The sequence below is a fragment of the Agrobacterium tumefaciens genome (genome assembly GCF_005221325.1).
Classification (GTDB): domain Bacteria; phylum Pseudomonadota; class Alphaproteobacteria; order Rhizobiales; family Rhizobiaceae; genus Agrobacterium.
Window position 1 is genome coordinate 1052677 of the sequence record NZ_CP039888.1, and the last position, 22897, is coordinate 1075573.

Consider the following 22897-nt stretch of genomic DNA (forward strand, 5'->3'; position numbering starts at 1 on the left):
AGGCTATGATCTACAAGGCTATCGTCTTTCTTCCCCTGATCGGCTTCCTGATCGCCGGCCTGTTCGGCCGCTCGATCGGCGCCAAGGCCTCGGAATATGTCACCACCGGTCTGATGATCGTGGTCGCCATCCTGTCGTGGATCGTCTTTTTCAACGTGGCGCTCGCCCATGGCGAGCCGGGCGAGGTGATCAAGGTCACCGTGCTGCGCTGGATCCAGTCCGGCGGCATCGACGTCGAATGGGCGTTCCGCATCGATACGCTGACGGCCGTCATGTTCGTGGTCGTCAACACGGTCTCGACGCTGGTGCATCTTTATTCGATCGGATACATGCACCACGATCCGCATCGTCCGCGTTTCTTTGCCTATCTGTCGCTCTTCACCTTCGCCATGCTGATGCTGGTGACTTCCGACAACCTGCTGCAGATGTTCTTCGGCTGGGAAGGCGTGGGTCTGGCGTCCTATCTGCTGATCGGCTTCTGGTTCAAGAAACCTTCGGCCTCTGCCGCCGCCATGAAGGCCTTCATCGTCAACCGCGTCGGTGACTTCGGCTTCATCCTCGGCATCTCGGGCGTCTTCGTGCTGTTCGGCTCGATCAATCTGGAGACGGTTTTCGCCGCCGCCGGCACCTATCTGCCGGCAGAAGGTGCGACCGCCTCCGAAACCGTCATCAACCTGTTCGGCATGCAGCTGGACAAGGCCAATGCGATGACCGGCGTCTGCCTGCTGCTTTTCATGGGCGCAATGGGTAAATCGGCGCAGTTCCTGCTGCACACTTGGTTGCCGGATGCGATGGAAGGCCCGACCCCGGTGTCTGCCCTCATTCACGCCGCAACCATGGTCACCGCCGGCGTCTTCCTCGTCGCCCGCATGTCGCCGCTGTTTGAACTGTCGCATGATGCCTTGACCGTTGTGACCCTGATTGGCGCGATCACCGCCTTCTTCGCGGCGACCGTCGGCCTCGTGCAGAACGACATCAAGCGCGTGATCGCCTATTCGACCTGCTCGCAGCTCGGTTACATGTTCGTGGCGCTCGGCGTCGGCGCTTATGGTGCTGCCGTCTTCCATCTCTTCACGCACGCCTTCTTCAAGGCTCTGCTGTTCCTGTGCGCCGGCTCGGTCATCCATGCTGTCGATGGCGAGCAGGACATGCGGTACATGGGTGGCCTGCGAAAGCACATTCCCATCACCTTCTGGACCATGACCGTTGGCACGCTGGCGCTCACCGGCGTCGGTATTCCGGGCACGATGATCGGCTTTGCCGGCTTCTTCTCGAAGGACGTCATCATCGAATCCGCTTACGCGTCCCATTCGGTGCTGTCCGGTTTCGCCTTCACGCTGCTGGTCATCGCCGCGCTGTTCACCAGCTTCTATTCCTGGCGTCTGGCGTTCATGACCTTCTTCGGCAAGCCGCGCGCGTCTGCCGATGTCATGCACCATGTTCATGAATCGCCGATGGTCATGCTGATCCCGCTCTTCATCCTCACGGTTGGCGCGATATTTGCCGGTGTTGCCTTCGAGGGTTATTTCTTCGGCCACGAATATGCCGAGTTCTGGAAGGGCGCTCTGTTCACGCTTCCGGAAAATGAAATCCTCGAAGAGTTCCACCACGTTCCGCTGTGGGTGAAGTGGAGCCCGTTCTTCGCCATGGCGCTTGGTTTCGTGACCGCTTGGTACATGTACATCAAGTCGCCGGAGACGCCGAAGCGTCTGGCCGAGACCCATCGTGGCCTCTACCAGTTCCTTCTGAACAAGTGGTACTTCGACGAACTCTACGACTTCCTGTTCGTACGTTCCGCAAAGGCGCTTGGCCGCTTCCTGTGGAAGAAGGGCGACGTCGCCGTCATCGACCACTACGGACCGAACGGCATTGCAGCGCGTGTGGTTGACGTGACCAACCGCATGGTCCGCCTGCAATCCGGTTACCTCTATCATTATGCCTTTGCGATGCTGATCGGCATCGCGGCGCTTGTCACCTGGATGATGCTCGGGAGTGCCCTCTGATGACCGATTGGCCCATTCTTTCAACGGTCACCTTTCTGCCGCTCGTCGGCGTGGTGCTCCTGCTGCTGACTAACGAGAACGGCCCTTTTGGTCGCCGTAGCATTCTCAATGTCTCGCTGCTGACGACCGTCTTCACCTTCATCGTGTCGCTGTTCGTCTGGATCGGTTTCGACAATTCGAACCCCGGTTTCCAGATGGTGGAAAAACACGCCTGGTTCGGTAATATCGCCGCCTATCATCTGGGTGTCGACGGCATCTCCATGCTGTTCGTCATCCTCACCACCTTCCTCATGCCCTTCTGCGTGCTGGCAAGCTGGAATTCGATTGAAAAGCGCGTCAAGGAATACATGATTGCCTTCCTGCTTCTGGAAGTCGTCATGGTCGGCGTCTTCGTGGCGCTGGACACGGTTCTTTTCTACGTGTTCTTCGAAGCGACGCTGATCCCGATGTTCATCATCATCGGTGTCTGGGGCGGCAAGGATCGCGTCTACGCATCCTACAAGTTCTTCCTCTACACGCTGCTCGGCTCCGTTTTGACCATGCTCGCCATCATGGCGATGTACTGGCAGTCCGGCACGACCGACATGACCGAGCTGCTGAAATACGGCTTCCCGGCAGGCATGCAGACCTGGCTCTGGCTTGCCTGTTTCGCCGCCTTCTCGGTCAAGATGCCGATGTGGCCGGTCCACACCTGGCTGCCGGATGCCCACGTTCAGGCGCCGACCGCAGGTTCGGTCATCCTGGCCGGCGTCATGCTGAAGCTCGGCGGTTACGGTTTCATCCGTTTCTCGCTGTCAATGTTCCCGCTAGCGTCGGACTATTTCGCACCCTTCGTCTTCACGCTGTCGGTTCTCGCCATCATCTACACCTCGCTGGTGGCGATGATGCAGGACGACATCAAGAAGCTGATCGCCTATTCCTCCGTCGCCCACATGGGTTACGTGACCATGGGCATCTTCGCCGCCAATGTGCAGGGCGTGCAGGGCGCTATCTTCCAGATGCTGTCGCACGGTATCGTGTCGGGCGCGCTCTTCCTCTGCGTCGGCGTTGTCTATGACCGGCTGCACACCCGCGAGATTTCGGCCTATGGCGGTCTCGTGAACAACATGCCGAAATATGCCGTCGCCTTCATGATCTTTACCATGGCCAATGTCGGTCTGCCCGGCACTTCCGGCTTTGTCGGCGAATTCCTGACGCTGATTGGCGTATTCCGCGCCAACACACTGGTCGCGCTGTTTGCGGCAACCGGCGTCATCCTCTCGGCCGCTTATGCGCTGTGGCTTTATCGCCGTGTGATTTTCGGCGCGCTCGAGAAGGAAAGCCTGAAATCGATGCTCGATCTATCGACCCGCGAAAAGGTCATCCTTTATCCGCTGGTTGCACTGACGATCTTCTTCGGCGTCTATCCGGCTCCGGTGTTCGATGCGACAGCCGCATCGGTCGATCTTCTGGTAAACAACTATTCGGCTGCATTGCAGGCGGCGCAAAATGTTGCGCTCACTATGAATTGACGACAGGACCCGTTGGACATGACCGCTGAAATCCTTTTTGCCAGTCTGCACATCGCGACGCCCGAGCTGATCCTTGCGGTCGGTGCGCTGGCGCTGCTCATGATTGGCGTCTTCTCGGGCGACAAGTCGACAACGACGGTGACCGGCCTTGCCGTCGCCCTCCTGCTCGTCGTCGGTCTTTGGATCATCTTCGCCCCCGCATCGGGCGTGGCCTTCGGCGGTGTTTACATCGCCGATGCCTTTGGCAACTTCATGAAGGTACTGGCGCTGATCGGCTCCATCACCGCCATGATCCTGGCCGTCGGCCAGGGCCGCTTCGAGCCCATCGGCCGTTTTGAATATCCGGTGCTGCTGGTGCTCGCGACGCTCGGCATCCTGCTGATGATCTCGGCCAACAATCTGATCTCGCTCTATATGGCGCTGGAGCTGCAGTCGCTTGCGCTCTACGTCGTCTGCGCCATCAACCGCGAGAGCCTGCGCTCCACGGAAGCGGGCCTGAAGTACTTCGTTCTCGGCGCGCTCTCCTCCGGTATGCTGCTTTACGGCATGTCGCTGGTTTACGGCTTCACCGGCAATACCGGCTTCACCGAAATCGCGCAGGTTCTGGCATCGGAAACCCGTTCGCTCGGCCTCGTCTTCGGTCTGGTCTTCGTTCTCGCCGGCCTTGCATTCAAGATTTCGGCCGTGCCGTTCCACATGTGGACGCCGGACGTTTATGAAGGCGCGCCGACCCCGGTTACCGCCTTCCTGTCCGCCGCACCGAAGATCGGCGCCATGGCGATCCTCGTTCGCATCGTCATCGAGGCTTTCCAGCCGGTCTTTGCCGACTGGCAGCAGATCGTCGTCTTCATCTCCATCGCTTCCATGTTGCTCGGCTCCTTCGCCGCAATCGGCCAGAAGAATATCAAGCGCCTGATGGCCTATTCCTCCATCGGTCACATGGGTTATGCGCTGGTCGGTCTTGCCGCCGGCACCCAGGCAGGTATTTCGGGCGTCATTCTTTACATGACCATCTACATGGTCATGACGCTTGGCACCTTCGCCTGCATTCTCTCCATGCGCCGCAAGGAAATCGGCAATGTCGAAACCGTCGAGGATCTTGCCGGGCTTTCGTCCTCCAACCCCTTCATGGCGGTTGTGCTGACGATCCTGATGTTCTCGCTTGCCGGCATTCCGCCGCTCGCCGGCTTCTTCGGCAAGTATTACGTCTTCCTCGCCGCCATCGAAGCGAAGCTTTATCCGCTCGCCGTCATCGGTGTGATCGGTTCGGTTGTCGGCGCCTATTATTATATCCGCGTCGTCAAGGTCATGTGGTTCGATGAAGCCAAGGACAAGTTCGAACGCCCGGCCGGCGAACTGAAGGTCGTTTACGCGCTTTCGGCCCTGTTCGTTGTCGCCTTCGTCGTCTTTGGCGGTGCACTCGGCAACGCGGTGACGGCTGCGGCAAAGACCTTCTTTTGAGCAGCACACACAGGCATACGGGCCGGATGTCCATCGATGACATCAGGCACGAAGCGATGGTGGAGACGCCATCGACCAATCTGGAATGTTTCGCCCGGGCAAGGGCGGGTGATGGCGGCAATCTCTGGGTTACCGCCATCCGCCAGACCGGCGGTCGCGGTCGCCGGGGCCGGCCATGGGTTTCTGAACCCGGCAATCTCTATGCCTCCCTTCTCCTGATCGATCCCGCGCCGGTGGAGCGCATTGGCTCCCTGCCGCTCGCGTTTGCGCTCGCGGTCTATCGCGCCATTCGTTCGGTGCTGCCGGCGGGCGGTGAAGCGGTTGAGATCAAATGGCCAAATGATGTGCTGATCGGTCGCCGCAAGACCTGCGGCATCCTTATGGAGGCGGAGCTTCTGCCTGACGGACGACGCGCCATCGTCATCGGTATCGGCATCAACATCGTCCATAAGCCGGAAAATCCGCTCTATCCCGTCACCATGCTCTCCGAACATGGAGCGTCCTGCTCGCCTGACGAGTTGTTCGCCCATCTCTTCCGTGAAACGGCGGAGGTCCTGGGCGACTGGGATGAAGGCAGGGGCGTTTCCGGCATCATGGCCGGCTGGCGGGCGGCGGCCTGCGGTATTGGCGAACATATCACCGTCAATTTCCCGGACCGTTCGATTGGCGGGCGTTTTGTCGGGATTGATGATAATGGTTATCTGCTGCTGGATGAGGATGAGGGCGCAAGGCGCTCCATCGCCGCCGGCGACGTGTTTTTCGGATGAGGTGAACGGTGCGGCTTTATAAAACGCCGCGCCGAACCCGATCCCACAGGTTGGAGTTTTCCTGCAGCTCATAAAAAGCAGGATGGCAGACCGGCTCCGCATCGGCCCGGTCGATCAGATGGTTCAACAGGTCCGATGCTGGATAGAGGCGGTGGGCGCGGCAAATTGCCGGCGCCTGCGCGCTTTCGTGAATGGATAAGAAAAACAATGGCTAAACAGGACGAACTGGTCTTTGTGCCGCTTGGCGGCGTGGGTGAAATCGGCATGAATCTGGCGCTTTACGGCTATGGGCCAGAAAGCAAGCGCCAATGGATCATGGTGGATTGCGGCGTGACCTTCGCCGGCCCGGACCTGCCGGGCGTCGATCTGGTGCTGCCTGATATCAGCTACATCGCCGAGCAGAAAAAGAACCTCAAGGGCATCATCATCACCCACGCGCATGAGGACCATTACGGTGCGCTGAACGATCTCTGGCCCGGCCTCAACGTGCCGGTCTATGCCTCGCCTTTCACCACCGGCATGCTGGAAGCCAAGCGCGCCTATGAGGGCACCCGTGCTGAAATTCCGGTGACGATCTTTAAGGCCGGCGATCGCATCAATGTCGGTCCATTCGAAATCGAGGCTGTTGGCGTCAACCACTCCATCCCGGAGCCTATGTCGCTGGTCATTCGCACGCCGCTCGGCAATGTCATCCACACCGGCGACTGGAAGATCGACGAAGCCCCGTCGCTTGGGCCGTTGACGGATGAGGCGCGCTTCCGCGCCATCGGCGAAGAGGGCGTGCTGGCGCTGATGTGCGACAGTACCAACTCGCTACGTGACGGCGTGTCGCCCTCCGAACACGAGGTTTCTGAAGGCCTGCGTCAGATCATCGAAAGTGCCGAAGGCCGCGTGGCCGTCACCACCTTCTCCTCCAATGTCGGGCGCATCCGCTCGATTGCGCAGGCGGCGGAAGCGGCTGGCCGCGAGGTATTGCTGCTCGGCTCCTCGCTGAAGCGGGTCGTCAACGTTTCGCAGGATCTCGGCATCATGGAAGGCATCAAGCCGTTCCTCGCCGAAGACGAATATGGCTATATTCCGCGTGACCGTGTGGTGCTGATCCTGACCGGTTCGCAGGGCGAACCGCGTGCGGCACTCGCCAAGCTTTCCCGCGATGAGATGCGCAATGTGGCGCTCGCTTCGGGAGATACTGTCGTCTTTTCCTCACGCGCCATTCCCGGCAACGAAAAGGCGATCATCGAGATCAAGAACGGCCTGATCGAGCAGGGCGTGCATATCGTGACCGACAATGAGGCTCTGGTGCATGTCTCGGGCCATCCGCGCCGCAACGAGCTTCTGCGGATGTACGAGTGGACGAAGCCGCAGATCGTCGTGCCTGTTCACGGCGAGGCGGCGCATCTGGTGGCGCAGAAGGAACTGGCCGAGCAGGCCGGTATTTCCCAGGTGCCGAAGGTGCGCAACGGCAACGTTCTTCGCCTCGCACCCGGCCCCGCGGAAGTCATCAACGACGTGCCGCATGGCCGCGTCTTCAAGGACGGTAATCTCGTCGGGGATATGGACGAGATGGGCATCAGCAATCGCCGCAAGCTGTCGTTCGCCGGCCATGTCGCCGTCAATGTTGTGCTGGACAGCCGTTACGATTTCCTCGGCGATCCCGATGTCGTTCCTTTCGGCCTGCCGGAATTTGATGATGAGGACGAGGCGATGGAGGACACGCTTTATGACGCCGTGCTCGGCGCCGTCGAAAGCATTCCGCGCGCTCGCCGCAAGGATCTGGCACTGCTGCGCGAATCGGTGCGCCGCGCTGTGCGCGCCGCTGCCAACCAGAGCTGGGGCAAGAAGCCGATCGTGACGGTTTTTGTGACGAAGGTCTGATCCGGAGAGGTGAGGGTGGAGTTCACGCACCCGCCGTCATCGCTTCGTTGAATGTAAGGGCCGCGCCGAAAAGCGCGGCCCTATTTGTTTCTTTGCGGCTTTTTGCGCTTCTTGCCGAGAATTGATTCCGGTTCGCCGATGAATGCGTTACAAGAGCGTATTGTGCAGGAGGATCACATGCCGCTTCTTTCGGTCTTCGCCGTTTATTTCATCGTCTGGTGGACGGTGCTTTTCATCGTGCTTCCGATCGGTCTGCGCACCCAGGACGAGGAAGGTGATGTGGCGTTGGGCACAGTGGCGAGCGCGCCAACCACATTCAAGGGCGGGCGGATCGTGCTGTGGACGACCCTGATCTCGGCGCTGATCTGTGGGCTCTGGTATGGCGGAACCTGGTGGTTCGGCTTCAGCCTCGATGACCTGCCGAGAATTATTCCGGTTTTCGACTGAAAAAGGCGGGCGATCTCCGCTCCGCATGTATCTGCCTAGTTAGCGTGACGGCAATCCGAAGGGTTTGCCTATGCATGCGGCAGTTTCCGGCAAATCTTGCCGAGCCCCTGTCATATGGATGTCATATCTATCGTGCACACAGCAGTAACGTAGCCGTGTGTGTGATTCACTCGCCGTAATTTTACCGGAATGATGGTTGGGAGCAGGGGAGCTGCGTGTAGAAGCAAAAAAAAACAAGGCATTTCAGCCTTGTTTTTCAGGTTTCGCGTGATCTGTAACCGTTGCCGGGGCAGCGACGAGCGCGCCTAAGATCTGATCCTCCCAAGACTGACCGCGAAAATGACAAGAATTTAAACTTCCTGCCTCTTTTGTAAGCTAAAGCTAGCTCAAACCCCCATGCTTGTCATCTCATTTTTTGCATATTTGTTACAGTCGGCAAAAAATTCTCTGTGGTGCATTTTGTCGCACCCGATCAAGAATATTATTCCGGCCAAAGCGTTTTGACGCGAATTAGCTATCGCGAAAATACCTTGAAATGGCCTTTATCACTCTTTTCATGCCGGGTTTTCTTCTTGGCGGGAAACGGCTATATCCGGCGCCAATATCCCTCTATTCGGGGCGATTCCCGCGCCTTTGGTCGCTATCGTCCCTATCAATGGAAGCCGTCATGCGTCTTAGCCGTTATTTCCTGCCCATCCTGAAGGAAAATCCCAAGGAAGCCGAGATTGTTTCTCACCGCCTCATGCTGCGCGCCGGCATGATCCGGCAGCAATCGGCTGGCATCTATTCCTGGCTGCCGCTTGGCAAGCGCGTGCTGGACAAGGTCAACAAGATCATCCGCGAGGAGCAGAACCGTGCCGGCGCCATCGAGCTTCTGATGCCGACGCTGCAAACGGCCGAACTTTGGCAGGAAAGCGGTCGTTACGATGACTACGGCAAGGAAATGCTGCGCATCAAGGACCGCCAGGACCGCCAGATGCTCTACGGCCCCACCAATGAGGAGATGATCACCGACATCTTCCGTTCCTATGTGAAGTCCTACAAGAACCTGCCGCTGAACCTCTATCACATCCAGCTGAAGTTCCGCGACGAGGTGCGTCCCCGTTTCGGCACCATGCGCTCGCGCGAGTTTCTGATGAAGGACGCTTATTCCTTCGACCTCACCAAGGAAGACGCGCTCCATTCCTATAACAAGATGTTCGTGGCCTATCTGCGTACCTTCGAGCGCCTTGGCCTGCGCGCCATTCCCATGCGCGCCGATACCGGCCCGATCGGCGGCAATCACAGCCATGAGTTCATCATTCTGGCCGATACCGGCGAATCCGAAGTCTTCTGCCACAAGAGCTTCCTTGACCGTGCCATCCCGGCCGAAAGCACCGATTTCGACGATGTCGAGGCGCTGCAGGGTGTGTTCGACGAATGGACGGCCGATTACGCCGCGACGTCAGAAATGCATGACGAAGCCGCCTACGACGCCATTCCCGATGGCGAGCGCCTTTCCGCGCGCGGGATCGAGGTTGGCCACATCTTCTATTTCGGCACGAAATATTCCGAGCCGATGGGCGCGAAAGTGCAGGGCAAGGATGGCAAGGAACACCCTGTCCACATGGGTTCCTATGGCATCGGACCGACACGCCTTGTTCCCGCCATCATTGAAGCATCGCATGACGAGAACGGAATCATCTGGCCGGCCTCGGTTGCTCCTTTCGATGTCGTGATCATCAACATGAAGGCTGGCGATGCGGCCTGCGATGCGGCTTGTGAAAAGCTGTATTATCAGCTCTCCAACGCCGGCAAGGATGTTCTCTACGACGACACGGACGACCGTGCGGGCCAGAAATTCGCCACCGCCGATCTGATCGGCGTGCCGGTGCAGATCATCGTCGGCCCGCGTTCCGTTGCGAACGGCGAAGTCGAAGTGAAGGATCGCAAGACCGGCGAACGTGAAACCGTCACAATAGAGGCGGCAATGAACAAGGCGCTTGGCTAAGCGCGAACGGAAAGATGGGGGCGGCCTTCCTGCGAAGACCGCTCCGATTTTATGGCGCAGGCGCCGCTACGATTGGGCCCGATCTTTGGAAAAGACCGATCCTGTGAATTGAGATCAGGGAGACGACATGGCAAAAGCCGAGGCTGAAAAGGGTGCGGCTGTTTCCGCCGGGGCAAAGACCGCCCGGCCGTTTTCCGCTTTTGAACGCATGGTTGCCTGGCGTTATCTGCGCTCGCGGCGCAAGGAAGCCTTCATCTCCGTCATCGCCGGTTTTTCCTTCGTCGGCATCATGCTCGGTGTGGCCACGCTGATCATCGTCATGGCTGTCATGAACGGTTTCCGCACCGAGTTGATTTCCCGCATTCTCGGCATTAACGGCCACATGATCGTGCAGCCGATCGACCAGCCCTTCAACAATTACGATGAGCTGGCGAAGAAGTTCTCCGCCGTTCCCGGTGTCACCATGGCCCTGCCGCTAGTAGAGGGCCAGACGCTTGCCTCCGGCCGTGGCGGCGCGGGTTCCGGCGCGCTAGTGCGCGGCGTGCGCCAGGAGGATATCGACAAGGTCAAGGAAGTCGCGACCAACATCAAGACCGGCGACCTCGTTGGCTTCATGGCGGGTGACGGCGTTCTCGTCGGTTCACGGCTCGCCGCCCAGCTCGGCGTAACGGCTGGTGACGACATTACCCTCATTTCTCCGGAAGGCGACGTGACGCCGATGGGCGTCAATCCGCGCGTCAAATCCTACAAGATATCAGGCGTCTTCGAGATCGGCATGTCGGAATATGACGCGTCGATGATCTACATGCCGCTGTCGGAAGCCCAGCTCTATTTCAATGCCGACGGCATCGTGCAATCCATCGAGCTTTATGTCAGCCGCCCCGATGATGTCGACGGCATCCGTCCGCTGGTGGAGCAGGCGGCCGGACGGCAAATCTATATCACCGACTGGAGGCAGCGGAACCAGACCTTCTTTTCCGCCCTGCAGGTGGAAAGAAACGTGATGTTCATGATCCTCACCCTCATCGTGCTGGTGGCGGCGCTGAACATCATTTCCGGCCTCATCATGCTGGTGAAGGACAAGGGCAGCGATATCGCCATCCTGCGCACCATGGGCGCAAGCTCGGGCGCGGTGATGCGCATCTTCTTCATGACCGGGGCTGCCATCGGTACGGTCGGCACCTTTGCCGGCGTGGCGCTTGGCGTCATCGTCTGCCTCAATGTGGAATCCATCCGGCAGTTCTTCTCCTGGATATCCGGCACGGTGCTGTTTGACCCGCAGCTTTATTTCCTGAGCCAGCTGCCGGCCGAAATGGATTTGAGCGAGACCATCACCGTCGTCATCATGGCGCTGACGCTTTCTTTCCTGGCAACGATCTTTCCGGCATGGCGGGCTTCCAAGCTCGATCCGGTGCAGGCCCTGCGTTACGAATAAGGACCGCTTCGCAATATGGCAAAAAAAACAGTGCTGCGGCTTACCGGTGTCGAGAGAACCTATGGTCAGGGCGAGACATCGCTTTCCATTCTGCGCAAGGCCGATTTTGAATTGAAGAGCGGTGAGATGGTGGCGCTGGTCGCCCCTTCGGGCACCGGAAAATCGACGTTGCTGCATCTGGCGGGGCTTCTGGAACACCCTGATGCGGGTGAGGTTTTCATCAACGGCGCGCCATGCAACGGTCTTCCGGATGAAACCCGCACGGCGATCCGCCGCAGCGATATCGGTTTCGTCTACCAGTTCCATCACCTCCTGCCGGAGTTTTCGGCGGTGGAAAATGTGATGATGCCGCAGCTCATCGCCGGTCTGACACAGGCCGAAGCGCGCAAGCGTGCCAGCGCCCTGCTGGATTACATGCGCGTCGGCCATCGCGGCGAACACCGCCCGGCCGAGCTATCCGGCGGCGAACAGCAGCGTGTGGCGATTGCGCGCGCGGTTGCCAACGCGCCGCTTCTGCTGCTGGCCGACGAGCCGACCGGCAATCTCGATCCCGAGACCGCGCATTATGTTTTCGATGCGCTGGAGGCACTGGTGCGTCAATCCGGCCTCGCGGCGATGATCGCCACCCATAACCACGACCTCGCTGCCCGTATGGACCGACGCGTAACGCTTGCAGACGGCAAGATCGTCGATTTCTGATCTTTACGGTCTAAGCGGGCGATATCGTTCACGAGGTTGAGTCGTTTCGCTGCGGCTCCTCCATAGGTCGGTTCTTTCTTCCACAATTGAATTTTTTGAGCCCGGAGGTGTTTTTGCCTCCGGGTTTTTCGCTTTGGAGTCAGGGGCTTGTTGCCCCTCATCCGGGAACCGAAGGCGATTCTGCTGCATTAGCAAGGGGAATATCAGCAAAACCCTGTTGACAATCGAACAAAATGAGAACAAAGTTGGAACATAACGAGTAAGGAGAGACCAATGACTGATTTCATCCGTGACGTTGCCGCTTTCGCCTCCATCGCTGTCTTTGTTGCCAGCTTTTCGGTGATCCTCACCGCCCTGTGAAGAAGACACCGGCGCAGAAGCCTGTATGGACGCCGCAAAATGGTGGACATTGAGCGCCGGAAATCGGAAAATCGCCCCCTCGATTCAGAATGACAGGAAGACGATATGGGCGATACGGTTGTGCGTGGAGAGACCTCTGGCGAAACGTTGAACACCCCCGGTTTCGTCCATCTTCGGGTTCATTCCGCTTATTCCCTGCTTGAGGGGGCGTTGCCCCTCAAGAAAATCATGTCCAAGGCCGTTGGCGACGGTCAGCCGGCCATTGCCATTACCGATACCAACAATCTCTTCGTTGCGCTGGAATTTTCCGAAAAGGCGCGGGACGAAGGTCTGCAGCCCATCATCGGCTGTCAGCTGTCCATCGACATGCAGGATGCGGCGGAGGATCGCCGTAACCACAACAGCCATCTCCAGAAGCTTCCGGCCATCGTTCTCCTCGCCGCCAATGCGGAAGGGTATGAGCGGCTGGTGGACCTCGTCAGCCGCGCCTATCTGGACGGCGAGGGCGGAAGCCATTCCGTGCACATTACCCGCGCATGGCTGGAGGAGGCCTCCAATGCCGGCCTCATCGCGCTGACCGGTGCTTCCGGCGGCCCTGTCGATATGGCGCTGAAGGAAGGCCACGCCGCACAGGCGAAGGAACGGCTCCTGGCGCTGAAGTCGCTCTTCGGTGACAGGCTCTATATGGAATTGCAGCGACAGTCCGGTTACGACCGCTCCCATGAGCGGCGCCTGATTGGTCTCGCTTATGAACACGACATTCCCCTTGTTGCTACCAACGAGGCGTTTTTCCCATCCAAGGCTGACTACGAGGCACATGATGCGCTGATGGCGGTGGCGCACAACGCCATCGTATCCGATGACAGCCGGTTCCGCCTGACACCCGATCATTACCTCAAGAGCCGTGCGGAGATGACGGCGCTGTTTGCCGATCTTCCCGAGGCGTTGGAAAATACTGTCGAGATTGCGCTCCGTTGCTCCTATGTGCTGAAGAAGCGCGGGCCGATCCTGCCGCGTTTCACCGGCGCCAGCGACGATCCGGAAGCGGCCGAACGCGCCGAAACCGAGGAGCTGCGCCGCCAGGCGGTGGAGGGGCTGGATCAGCGCCTTGCCGCACTCGGCATGGCGCCCGGTTATACGGAGCAGGATTATCGCGAGAGACTGGATTTCGAACTCGGCGTCATCTCGCGCATGAAGTTTCCCGGTTACTTCCTGATCGTTGCCGACTTCATCAAATGGGCCAAGCAGCATGATATTCCGGTCGGGCCGGGCCGTGGTTCGGGTGCGGGCTCTCTTGTCGCTTATGCGCTGACCATTACCGATGTCGATCCGCTGCGCTTCTCGCTGCTGTTCGAACGCTTTCTCAATCCTGAGCGCGTTTCGATGCCCGACTTCGATATCGACTTCTGCCAGGATCGCCGCGAAGAGGTGATCCGCTACGTGCAGGCCAAATATGGCCGCGAGCAGGTGGCGCAGATCATCACCTTCGGTTCGCTGCAGGCGCGCGCGGCCCTGCGCGACGTCGGCCGTGTGCTGGAAATGCCCTATGGCCAGGTGGACAAGATCTGCAAACTGGTGCCCAACAACCCGGCCAACCCGACGCCGCTGTCCAAGGCGATCGAGGAAGAGCCGCGCCTGCAGGAGGAGGCGGACAAGGAGCCGGTCGTCGCCCGCCTGCTGGATATCGCCCAGAAGATCGAAGGACTTTACCGCCACGCCTCCACCCACGCCGCCGGTATCGTCATCGGCGACCGGCCGCTCTCCAAACTCGTACCGATGTATCGCGATCCGCGATCCGATATGCCGGTCACCCAATTCAACATGAAATGGGTGGAAAGCGCCGGCCTCGTCAAATTCGACTTCCTCGGCCTGAAGACGCTGACGGTGCTGAAAGTGGCCGTCGATTTTGTTGCCAAGCGGGGCATCAAGGTCGATCTCGCGGCAATTCCGCTCGAAGACACCAAAACCTATGAGATGCTGTCGCGCGGCGAGACCATCGGCGTGTTCCAGGTGGAAAGTGCGGGCATGCGCAAGGCGCTGATCGGCATGCGCCCGGACTGCATCGAGGACATCATCGCGCTAGTGGCGCTTTATCGTCCCGGCCCGATGGAGAACATCCCGGTCTATAATGCCCGTAAACATGGCGAGGAGGAGCTGGAATCGATCCATCCGACCATCGACCATCTCCTCAAGGAAACGCAGGGCGTTATCGTCTATCAGGAACAGGTGATGCAGATCGCGCAGGTCCTGTCAGGATATTCGCTCGGCGAGGCCGATCTTCTGCGCCGCGCCATGGGCAAGAAGATCAAGGAGGAAATGGACCAGCAGCGCGAACGTTTCGTCGATGGTGCCATCAGGAACGGCGTGTCGAAGCCGCAGGCCGACACCATCTTCGATCTCCTGGCGAAATTCGCCAATTACGGCTTCAACAAAAGCCACGCCGCCGCTTACGCTATCGTGTCCTACCAGACCGCCTATATGAAGGCGCATTATCCGGTGGAGTTCCTCGCGGCCTCCATGACACTCGATATGGCCAACACGGAAAAGCTCAACGATTTCCGGCAGGATGCGGGCCGCCTCGGCATCGAGGTCGTCGCGCCCTCGGTGCAGACCTCCTTCCGCCAGTTCGAGACGGGTGAAAACCGCATCTATTATTCGCTGGCCGCCATCAAGGGCGTGGGTGAGGGGGCGGTGGAACACATCGTCCAGGTGCGCGGTGACAAGCCATTCACGAGCCTCGAGGACTTCTGCCTGCGCATCGATCCGAAACAGATCAACCGGCGTGTGCTGGAAAGCCTGATCAATGCCGGCGCCTTCGATTGTTTTGGCCGAGACCGCGCCGAGCTGATCGGCGGGCTGGATCGCATCATCGGTTATGCCCAGATGGCGCAGAACAACCGCACCATCGGGCAATCGGACATGTTCGGCTCCGGTGGCGGCAACGGCCCTGAAAAGCTTGTCCTGCCCGCCTTCCAGTCGTGGCTCGCCTCGGAAAAGCTGCTGCGCGAATATCAGGTACTCGGTTTCTACCTCACCGCCCATCCACTCGATACCTATCGCCCCATATTGGATAAGTTGCGGGTGCAGAATTTCGCTGATTTTTCCGCCGCGGTGAAACAGGGCGCCACCGCCGGGCGTCTGGCCGGCACGGTCACCGGCAAGCAGGAGCGCAAGACGCGCACCGGCAACAAGATGGGCATCGTCACCTTCTCGGATGCGTCAGGGCAATATGAGGCCGTGCTGTTTTCCGAAGGGCTCGGCCAATTCCGCGATCTGCTGGAAGTCGGCAAATCGCTTGTCATCACCGTACAGGCGGAAGAGCGGCCGGAGGGCATCGGCCTGCGTATCCAGACGGCTCAGTCGCTGGAAGAGAAATCCGTGCAGATGCAGAAGGCGCTTCGGGTCTATGTACGCGATTCCGGCCCGCTGAAGACGGTGGCCCGCCACCTCAACACTAAGGGCGACGGATCGGTTTATTTCATTGTCATCAAAGATGAGGGCAGCCGCGAGATCGAGGTGGAGCTGACGGAGAAATACCGCATTTCACCTGAGATCGCCGCCGCGCTGCGGTCCGCGCCCGGTGTCGTTGATGTGGAATTGGTGTAGGGCGAAAACCCTCACACCGGTCCTTCTTTCGTAACGGTGATGAAGTCGGTTCCGGTTCCTGTCTCCATTTGGTGACTGATGTCGGAAACGGTGATCGAGCTTCCGCTTGAAAGCTCCTGCTCGATCCGGTTGCGTATCTCCGTGGGGATTTCGAGGCGGCTGAGCACGGCGCTCAACTGGTCGAAACCGCCGGGCGCTTCGGTAACGGTGATGCCAAGCCGTTTGCGGGCGGCGGCCGGCAGATGATTTTCGAGCGTGACGCCGTTCCATTCGGCGGTTCCGGCTGCGCGGTCCACGGAAACGGCCTCGAGGAAATGGGTTCCGAGTGCCACTTCCGGATCCTTGATAGTGATGGCAGCTTCGAACAGCGGTTTGAAGTCCTGCCGCACCATGATCTGGCCATTCGGCGGATGATCCTCACCGGCGGACGTATAAAGCGCCGTCACAAAGGCGTCGGTCAGAAGCGGTCCTGATGTTTTCAGCCCTTTCCAGCGCTTGAACCCATTGATGGCGTTCACCGTCATCTCTCCGGCATAGCCATCGGCGGAACCGGCGTCGAATCCGAGACGGGTCAGTACAGCCTGGATATCCATCACCTTTTCCCGCTCGCCGCGACGCGTAATGAGGATGCGCAGCGGCGAGGAGGCTTTGGTCTTTGCCGCCGGTTTGATGGCCTGCGTCTTTTCATTGACGGCAACCTCGACCGCACCCAACGCCGCATCGAAGGTCGCCGGGCGCAGCTGCACATCCGACAGAAGCAGCTTGCCGTCATCGGCATCGTCGCGTGGCGCAAACAGCGCCGGATGCTCTACGAAACGCAGAGAAACCGGGCGATCGGTGATGATGACATGGACACCGGCCTGCGTATCACCGAAGAGTGACTTTGCAAATTTCGAGGGCAGGCGCACGCAGCCATGCGAGGCCGGATAATTCGGCACCTTGCCCTCGTGCAGCGCGATGCCAGACCATGTCAGCCGCTGCATGAAGGGCATGGGTGCGGCCGAATAGATATTCGACTCGTGATATTTCCGCTTTTCCAGAATGGAGAAGATGCCGCTCGGCGTCTCGTGCCCGGCCTTGCCGGTGGAGACTTTCGAGGTGGCGATGATCTCGCCATTCTCATAAAGCGAGAGCGACTGGTCGCTTTTGGACACCAGGATCTGCAGCGACCGGCTGTCGGCGGCAAGCGCCGGAAAGGCAAGAATGCTGGCCGACAGCATGCCGGTCAGAAGACGGAGGCGAAGGGACATGACGCAATACACCACATGCACAAAACTTCCCTCACTCAATCATGCGAAGTTTAATGAAGTTTAAGGAAGCCACGGCCGCAACATCACTAATTTGTGTAAAATCTAAAATACATGGGTACGGGTGATGGGAGACGCTGTTGAGCAGGTCCCGAATGGCCATCTTCAGATCTCTATTTGCGGGTGCCGAAGGTGTAGCCGGTCTCGACGCTGCCCTTGCCGAATTTGTCGCGCAGCTTGTCCATTGCTGCCTCCGCCGCCGCCCGCCGCGTGGCCTGTCTGTCGACGAGATCGGGCGGATCGGCGAGGCCAGCATCGCGCAGATCGCTGACGCCGATGCCGATGAGGCGGAATTTCGTGCCGTCCGTTTCTTTCTCCAGCAGCGCAAGGCCGGTGCGGAATATGCGGTCGGCAAGCTGGGTCGGGTCATCAAGCCTGCGGTTGCGGGTGCGGCTCTTGAAGTCGGCAGTCTTCATCTTCAGCACCACCGTCTGGCCGGCAATGCCGCTTTTCTTCAGCCGCCAGGCAACCTTCTCGGAAAGCGACCGCAGGATCGGGACGAGGTCCTCATGGCGGGAAATATCGTTGAAGAAGGTGGTTTCGGACGATACGCTTTTGACCGGATCGTTATTGTGCACATGTCGCTCGTCAATACCGCGCGAAAGTCGGAACAGTCGTTGCCCCATCACGCCGTAACGGCGCATCAGCTCGCTCTCCTCCATCTCCTGCAATTGCGCGATCATACGAATGCCATCCGCCTCCAGCGTCGCTGCAAAGGCCTTTCCCACGCCCCAGATGGTCGTGACCGGGCGCGCCGCCAGAAAGCACAGTGCCTCCGCTTCGCCGACTACCGAAAAGCCGCGCGGCTTTTGCAGGTCCGAGGCGACCTTGGCGAGAAACTTGCAATAGGAGAGCCCTGCCGAAACGCTCACCCCAACCTCTTTTTCCACGCGTCGGGTGAACTTCGCCAGCACACGCGCCGGCGGATCGTGATGCAGCTTCTCGGTGCCTGAAAGATCGAGAAATGCCTCGTCGATGGAAAGCGGCTGCACCAGCGGCGTCAATTCCTGCATCATCGCGCGGATTTCACGGCCGACACGGCTGTATTTTTCCATGTCGGGCTTGATGACCACCGCCTCCGGGCAGGCTTCCAGCGCCTTGAACATGGGCATGGCGGAGCGCACCCCGTGGATGCGGGCGATGTAACAGGCGGTGGAGACAACCCCGCGCTTGCCGCCGCCAACGATGACAGGCTTGTCGGCCAGTTCCGGATTGTCGCGTTTTTCGACAGAGGCATAAAAAGCGTCGCAATCGATATGAGCGATGCTCAGATCGTAGAGTTCGGAATGATAGAGGAGACGCGGGCTGCCACAGGCGCGACAACGCCTCAACCCTTCCGGCTGGCCAGCCAGACAGTCGCGGCAGAAACCGGGATCATAGCGGTGCGACGTGGACATGGGCCGAAAACAAAACCAGAACGTTGCCGACCATACTCCGGCCGTGGCGATGGCTCAAGAGCGTTCCGGACAAAGCCGGGATTTGGAAGCCGCGACACGCTGGAAAAACTTGCATATCGCGCAGAAATATTTGATCTTGATCTATATTGTAGTTACAATTGTGATTTTTTACGCATGTTCGAATGGGATGAAGACAAAAACCGGTCCAATATCCGAAAACACGGCGTCGGATTTCAGACCGCGATTCGAATCTTCGAAAACGTGGTCCTGTCCTGAGTCGATGAGCGCGCAGCCTATGGAGAGATGCGTCATCACACCATAGGGCAGATTGAAGGAGTTGTATTTTTGGCGGTCATTCATACCGATCGCGCCGGCAAAATCCGCATCATCTTCGCCCGGCCGGCGAACCGCCGCGAAAGGAAACGTTATGACGAAGAAATACGAAAAAGAGCTGAGCCTTGAAGAGCTCGCAGCTTTGCCGGACGAGAAGATAGACTACAGCGATATACCGGAACTGGATGAGAACTTCTGGGTGAACGCAAAGCTTGTGGAGCCGGAAGGAACGCAGCAGATTACGCTAAGGGTCAAGAAATCCGTGATCGAGGCCTATAAATCCACGGGCAAGGGATATCAGACCCGTATGAACGCCGTTCTGGAATCCTACGCCCGCACATTGCGAAAAAGCTGACGCCCGCTGCCTGCTCGTCCCGTCAATACACACCTGAATCCAGCCCCGGCCCGGAAAAATGGTGCCAGGCGGCGGCCACCGTTTCGGGGGATGTATCGGTGGCGGCACAGAACGCCATCAGGTCGGGCTCGTGGCTCATCAGGAAATCCGTCAGCCCCGCCAGAAAGCCGGGATCATTGACGGCCTGGCGCAGCATAGTGGCCTGTAATCCGCTCAAAGCCAGAAAACGCGCCAGCATGTCCGGTTCGTTTGCCAGCCAGCCAAGTATGGCGGCGGCCGTTTCTTGCGGATCCTGACCGGCATTGCCTTTGTTTTTCGTATCGCGCAGCATTTCTTCCCCGAAGTTACCTATTTTGAAACCAAATCCCTCTAGCCTTGCGCAACGAATGGACGATGGAATCGGTTCTCTGACAACTTATATGTCTGGATGAAGGTTTCAAAGCGAAACGGGGACTGCCCACCATGCCCAAGCAGGTCATGATAGTCGAAGACAACGAGCTGAACATGAAGCTCTTTCGCGACCTGATCGAAGCATCTGGCTATACGACGATTCAGACGCGCAACGGCATGGAGGCGCTCGATCTCGCCCGCAAGCACCGCCCGGACCTCATCCTCATGGATATCCAGCTGCCGGAGGTTTCCGGGCTGGAGGTGACGAAGTGGCTGAAGGAGGATGACGAGCTGCATGTCATCCCGGTCATCGCGGTCACGGCCTTTGCCATGAAGGGTGATGAGGAGCGTATTCGCCAGGGTGGATGCGAGGCCTATGTGTCGAAGCCGATTTCCGTCCCGAAATTCATCGAAATCATCAAGACTTATCTGGGCGATGCGTGAGGCGACTGGGGAACGGTTATGACGGCGAGAGTTCTGGTTGTTGACGATATTCCGGCCAATGTGAAGCTTCTCGAGGCCCGTCTTCTGGCGGAATATTTCGATGTCGTCACCGCCGAGGATGGTTTCAAGGCGCTGGCGATCTGCGATCAGGAACAGGTCGATATCATCCTGCTCGATATCATGATGCCGGGCATGGATGGTTTCGAGGTTTGCGAAAGGCTGAAGGCCAATCCAAATACCGCTCATATTCCGGTTGTCATGGTCACGGCTCTCGATCAGCCGTCGGACCGTGTGCGCGGCCTCAAGGCCGGCGCCGACGATTTTCTCACCAAACCGGTCAATGATCTTCAGCTGATCGCCCGTGTCAAAAGCCTGGTCCGTCTGAAGGCCGTCAGCGACGAGTTGCGGCTGCGTGCGGAAACTGCGCGGCAGATCGGCATCGAGGAGATGCTGCGCAGCGACGGCCTGATGCAGACGCCGGGCCGCGTGCTGGTCGCGGATGGCCGCGCCAGCTCGCAGGAACGCATCATCCGGGCGTTGAAGCCGGTTGCGGAGATCGACGCCGTCACGGAGCCGCAGGCGGCCTTGCTCAAGGCGGCGAGCAGCCCCTTCGAGCTCGTTATCGTCAATTCCAATTTCGAGGATTACGATCCGCTGAGACTGTGTTCGCAGCTTCGCTCGCTGGAGCGCACCCGTTTTCTGCCGTTGCTTCTGGTGGCGGAGCAGGGGGCGGACGAGATGGTGGCGCGTGCGCTCGATCTTGGGGTGAACGATTATATTCTCCGCCCGATCGATCCGAATGAACTCGTCGCCCGTTCGCTGACGCAGATCAGGCGCAAACGCTATAATGAACATCTGCGGCTCAATCTGCAGCACACCATGGAGCTTGCGATTGTGGACGGGCTGACGGGCCTCAACAATCGCCGTTATCTCGATAGTCATCTGAAGATACTTTTCGACCGTGCCGCCGTGCGTGGCCGCCCGATCTCCATCTGCATGACCGATATAGACCGCTTCAAGCTGGTCAATGACACCTATGGCCACGATGTCGGCGATGAGGTGCTACGGGAATTTGCAGCACGCATCCGCAGCACGGTGCGCGGCGCGGATCTCGCCTGCCGTTATGGCGGGGAGGAGTTCGTCGTTGTCATGCCCGATACGCCCATGGAGCTTGCGGCAAGCGTCGCCGAGCGCCTGCGGGCCATCGTGGAGGACAAACCCTTTTATGTTCGTTCCATCGACAGGGAGCTGAGCATTACCGCCTCCCTCGGCATCGCCACCAGCAGCGGCGCCTTCGGCGCGCCGGACGAGATATTGAAGCAGGCCGATAAGGCGCTTTACGAGGCTAAACACGCCGGACGCAACCGCGTCGTGGCCGCCGCGGCCTGAGCCGGCCGCGGCCAATTAACCAAGATTGTTTGCGCAGCCTCTCCGGCTTATCCCGGCGAAATAGTTATTCGGAAATCCAGGCGGACGTCGGGAGACCGCAAGCCATTGACCCTAGATGTATTTTATCTCTTTGCAATGAAGGGATGAATCTGGCCGGCCTTAATAGAGTTCAAGTTGAAAAATACGTTGAATTCAATCTCGCAGGAAACTATAGTGTGCCAGCTTGGTATATTTAACCATGTTTCTCAGGGGATGTATCTCTGGCTTAAGAATTTGTTGATTTTTATTTTACTTCTGCGCACACTCACAATCGAGAGTAACAGTTCTTCCGGCGGTTTGTCGGTCTTGCGATGATGGAATCATGGCGGCTTTTGTCGTCTCGATTTCGCTCGTCAGGGGCTGGTATTGCGTAGTTTGAATGCCCCATGATGCTCAGGTCCGCCGCATCTCCTGAATCGTGGGGTCGGTCGGCTGACGATGTCCGAATCGGTTCCTCGTGCCGTAATCACATCGTTGGCCGACCGCCTTATTCCCGAAAATAGCCTGTTGATGGCGCGCGTGTTTTGCGAGGTGCCGGTTTCCTGCCGGTTCCTGTGCAGAGCTGTGCGACGCGACACGGAGGTAGGGAATATAGGGCAGGGGTTGCCCGGAGCAGCCTTTGTGAATGCCTGCGGATATATATATCTTGGCGATCGTGTGTTTGAGCGGGCGGCAGGCTCATGCCCGTCAGTGCCGCGCGTGCTTTGCCTGGGGCAGCAGCGATGTCACGCCCTTATTTCCAGGATAGGGAAGCCTCTGGGTGCGAAGAGCGTCGTTGCGGCCTCTGTTCCTTCGGCACAAACAAAAAACGCGCCCATGGGGCGCGCTATTTGCCGGAGAACCGATCAAGAAATTACTTGATCTTGGTTTCCTTGAATTCAACGTGCTTGCGTACGACCGGGTCGTACTTCGTCTTCGTCATCTTGTCCGTGAACGTACGGCTGTTCTTGGTCGTGACGTAGAAGGTACCGGTGTCGGCTGTCGACAGCAGCTTGATCTTGATCGTTGTAGCTTTCGCCATGGTCGTCCTGCCTTATAAACAAAAGAGAAGCCGCAGGCGCTTCTCACCTCGGCTAAATCTGGCGCGAA

At 58.8% G+C, this 22897-nt stretch carries 19 protein-coding genes; 14 read left to right on the forward strand and 5 right to left on the reverse strand.

Features of this window, described 5'->3' with window-relative positions; translation table 11 throughout:
* Nucleotides 1-5 precede the first annotated feature (5 nt).
* From nuoL to dnaE, 10 genes are all read left to right on the forward strand, one after another.
* The gene (nuoL, locus tag CFBP5499_RS05570; protein ID WP_080825272.1) at nt 6-2003 is read left to right on the forward strand and encodes an NADH-quinone oxidoreductase subunit L; all 1998 of its coding nucleotides are present in this window, start codon (nt 6-8) and stop codon (nt 2001-2003) included.
* A complete protein-coding gene (locus CFBP5499_RS05575) occupies nt 2003-3514 on the forward strand; it encodes an NADH-quinone oxidoreductase subunit M (RefSeq protein WP_080825271.1) in 1512 nt (503 codons plus the stop codon). The genes nuoL and CFBP5499_RS05575 overlap by 1 nt, the downstream gene beginning before the upstream one ends.
* An 18-nt stretch (nt 3515-3532) precedes the next feature.
* Nucleotides 3533-4975 (forward strand): NADH-quinone oxidoreductase subunit NuoN, encoded by a 1443-nt coding sequence (gene nuoN, locus CFBP5499_RS05580; protein ID WP_080827364.1) that lies wholly within the window; start codon nt 3533-3535, stop codon nt 4973-4975.
* A gap of 26 nt (nt 4976-5001) precedes the next feature.
* The gene (locus CFBP5499_RS05585; protein WP_175416629.1) at nt 5002-5742 is read left to right on the forward strand and encodes a biotin--[acetyl-CoA-carboxylase] ligase; all 741 of its coding nucleotides are present in this window, start codon (nt 5002-5004) and stop codon (nt 5740-5742) included.
* A gap of 207 nt (nt 5743-5949) precedes the next feature.
* The gene (locus CFBP5499_RS05590) at nt 5950-7617 is read left to right on the forward strand and encodes a ribonuclease J (protein WP_080825268.1); all 1668 of its coding nucleotides are present in this window, start codon (nt 5950-5952) and stop codon (nt 7615-7617) included.
* A 177-nt stretch (nt 7618-7794) separates the two neighbouring features.
* Nucleotides 7795-8064: a DUF1467 family protein gene (locus tag CFBP5499_RS05595; protein WP_080825267.1), complete on the forward strand. Its 270-nt coding sequence runs from the start codon at nt 7795-7797 to the stop codon at nt 8062-8064.
* A 667-nt stretch (nt 8065-8731) separates the two neighbouring features.
* On the forward strand, nt 8732-10054 hold the full coding sequence (gene proS / locus CFBP5499_RS05605) for a proline--tRNA ligase (protein ID WP_080827363.1): 1323 nt from the start codon (nt 8732-8734) through the stop codon (nt 10052-10054).
* A gap of 127 nt (nt 10055-10181) precedes the next feature.
* Nucleotides 10182-11489: a lipoprotein-releasing ABC transporter permease subunit gene (locus CFBP5499_RS05610; RefSeq protein ID WP_080825266.1), complete on the forward strand. Its 1308-nt coding sequence runs from the start codon at nt 10182-10184 to the stop codon at nt 11487-11489.
* Between the two features lie 15 nt (nt 11490-11504).
* Nucleotides 11505-12188: an ABC transporter ATP-binding protein gene (locus CFBP5499_RS05615; protein WP_130932442.1), complete on the forward strand. Its 684-nt coding sequence runs from the start codon at nt 11505-11507 to the stop codon at nt 12186-12188.
* Nucleotides 12189-12653: 465 nt separating this feature from the next.
* Nucleotides 12654-16154, forward strand: a complete 3501-nt coding sequence (gene dnaE / locus CFBP5499_RS05625; RefSeq protein WP_080825265.1) for a DNA polymerase III subunit alpha — start codon at nt 12654-12656, stop codon at nt 16152-16154.
* A gap of 11 nt (nt 16155-16165) precedes the next feature.
* On the opposite strand, the gene CFBP5499_RS05630 is transcribed toward dnaE, so the two are convergent.
* The 3 genes from CFBP5499_RS05630 to CFBP5499_RS30445 form a co-directional block, all read right to left on the reverse strand.
* Entirely contained in the window at nt 16166-17404 is a 1239-nt protein-coding gene (locus CFBP5499_RS05630; protein ID WP_080825264.1) for a L,D-transpeptidase family protein, read from the reverse strand.
* A 170-nt stretch (nt 17405-17574) separates the two neighbouring features.
* On the reverse strand, nt 17575-18858 hold the full coding sequence (locus tag CFBP5499_RS05635) for a DNA polymerase IV (RefSeq protein WP_080825263.1): 1284 nt from the start codon (nt 18856-18858) through the stop codon (nt 17575-17577).
* A gap of 168 nt (nt 18859-19026) precedes the next feature.
* Complete coding sequence (locus CFBP5499_RS30445) at nt 19027-19218, reverse strand: hypothetical protein (protein ID WP_233284200.1); 192 nt, start codon at nt 19216-19218, stop codon at nt 19027-19029.
* Here CFBP5499_RS30445 and CFBP5499_RS30450 point away from each other — a divergent pair.
* Together CFBP5499_RS30450 and CFBP5499_RS05645 are read left to right on the forward strand one after the other, a co-directional pair.
* Nucleotides 19162-19320 carry a BrnT family toxin gene (locus CFBP5499_RS30450; protein WP_233284178.1) on the forward strand — a complete coding sequence of 53 codons (159 nt, stop codon included), beginning with the start codon at nt 19162-19164 and terminating at the stop codon, nt 19318-19320. The genes CFBP5499_RS30445 and CFBP5499_RS30450 overlap by 57 nt on opposite strands.
* Nucleotides 19286-19546: a BrnA antitoxin family protein gene (locus CFBP5499_RS05645; RefSeq protein ID WP_080825262.1), complete on the forward strand. Its 261-nt coding sequence runs from the start codon at nt 19286-19288 to the stop codon at nt 19544-19546. The genes CFBP5499_RS30450 and CFBP5499_RS05645 overlap by 35 nt, the downstream gene beginning before the upstream one ends.
* 22 nt (nt 19547-19568) lie before the next feature.
* Here CFBP5499_RS05645 and CFBP5499_RS05650 read toward each other — a convergent pair whose 3' ends face one another.
* A complete protein-coding gene (locus tag CFBP5499_RS05650; RefSeq protein ID WP_080825261.1) occupies nt 19569-19877 on the reverse strand; it encodes a DUF3572 domain-containing protein in 309 nt (102 codons plus the stop codon).
* 131 nt (nt 19878-20008) lie between these two features.
* On the opposite strand from CFBP5499_RS05650, the gene CFBP5499_RS05655 reads away from it, so the two are divergent.
* Both CFBP5499_RS05655 and CFBP5499_RS05660 read left to right on the forward strand, forming a co-directional pair.
* Complete coding sequence (locus CFBP5499_RS05655; protein WP_003496409.1) at nt 20009-20380, forward strand: response regulator; 372 nt, start codon at nt 20009-20011, stop codon at nt 20378-20380.
* Nucleotides 20381-20398: 18 nt separating this feature from the next.
* Nucleotides 20399-21769: a PleD family two-component system response regulator gene (locus CFBP5499_RS05660; protein WP_080825260.1), complete on the forward strand. Its 1371-nt coding sequence runs from the start codon at nt 20399-20401 to the stop codon at nt 21767-21769.
* 892 nt (nt 21770-22661) lie between these two features.
* Here CFBP5499_RS05660 and rpmG read toward each other — a convergent pair.
* The gene (gene rpmG, locus CFBP5499_RS05670; protein WP_003496403.1) at nt 22662-22829 is read right to left on the reverse strand and encodes a 50S ribosomal protein L33; all 168 of its coding nucleotides are present in this window, start codon (nt 22827-22829) and stop codon (nt 22662-22664) included.
* Between the last annotated feature and the right edge of the window lie 68 nt (nt 22830-22897).

Bases quoted from the DNA above. Each gene is read 5' to 3' on its own strand.
- nuoL (WP_080825272.1), top strand. From the start codon at position 6: ATGATCTACAAGGCTATCGTCTTTCTTCCCCTGATCGGCTTCCTGATC.
- CFBP5499_RS05575 (WP_080825271.1), top strand. From the start codon at position 2,003: ATGACCGATTGGCCCATTCTTTCAACGGTCACCTTTCTGCCGCTCGTC.
- nuoN (WP_080827364.1), top strand. From the start codon at position 3,533: ATGACCGCTGAAATCCTTTTTGCCAGTCTGCACATCGCGACGCCCGAG.
- CFBP5499_RS05585 (WP_175416629.1), top strand. From the start codon at position 5,002: ATGTCCATCGATGACATCAGGCACGAAGCGATGGTGGAGACGCCATCG.
- CFBP5499_RS05590 (WP_080825268.1), top strand. From the start codon at position 5,950: ATGGCTAAACAGGACGAACTGGTCTTTGTGCCGCTTGGCGGCGTGGGT.
- CFBP5499_RS05595 (WP_080825267.1), top strand. From the start codon at position 7,795: ATGCCGCTTCTTTCGGTCTTCGCCGTTTATTTCATCGTCTGGTGGACG.
- proS (WP_080827363.1), top strand. From the start codon at position 8,732: ATGCGTCTTAGCCGTTATTTCCTGCCCATCCTGAAGGAAAATCCCAAG.
- CFBP5499_RS05610 (WP_080825266.1), top strand. From the start codon at position 10,182: ATGGCAAAAGCCGAGGCTGAAAAGGGTGCGGCTGTTTCCGCCGGGGCA.
- CFBP5499_RS05615 (WP_130932442.1), top strand. From the start codon at position 11,505: ATGGCAAAAAAAACAGTGCTGCGGCTTACCGGTGTCGAGAGAACCTAT.
- dnaE (WP_080825265.1), top strand. From the start codon at position 12,654: ATGGGCGATACGGTTGTGCGTGGAGAGACCTCTGGCGAAACGTTGAAC.
- CFBP5499_RS05630 (WP_080825264.1), bottom strand. From the start codon at position 17,404: ATGTCCCTTCGCCTCCGTCTTCTGACCGGCATGCTGTCGGCCAGCATT.
- CFBP5499_RS05635 (WP_080825263.1), bottom strand. From the start codon at position 18,858: ATGTCCACGTCGCACCGCTATGATCCCGGTTTCTGCCGCGACTGTCTG.
- CFBP5499_RS30450 (WP_233284178.1), top strand. From the start codon at position 19,162: ATGCGTCATCACACCATAGGGCAGATTGAAGGAGTTGTATTTTTGGCG.
- CFBP5499_RS30445 (WP_233284200.1), bottom strand. From the start codon at position 19,218: ATGAATGACCGCCAAAAATACAACTCCTTCAATCTGCCCTATGGTGTG.
- CFBP5499_RS05645 (WP_080825262.1), top strand. From the start codon at position 19,286: ATGACGAAGAAATACGAAAAAGAGCTGAGCCTTGAAGAGCTCGCAGCT.
- CFBP5499_RS05650 (WP_080825261.1), bottom strand. From the start codon at position 19,877: ATGCTGCGCGATACGAAAAACAAAGGCAATGCCGGTCAGGATCCGCAA.
- CFBP5499_RS05655 (WP_003496409.1), top strand. From the start codon at position 20,009: ATGCCCAAGCAGGTCATGATAGTCGAAGACAACGAGCTGAACATGAAG.
- CFBP5499_RS05660 (WP_080825260.1), top strand. From the start codon at position 20,399: ATGACGGCGAGAGTTCTGGTTGTTGACGATATTCCGGCCAATGTGAAG.
- rpmG (WP_003496403.1), bottom strand. From the start codon at position 22,829: ATGGCGAAAGCTACAACGATCAAGATCAAGCTGCTGTCGACAGCCGAC.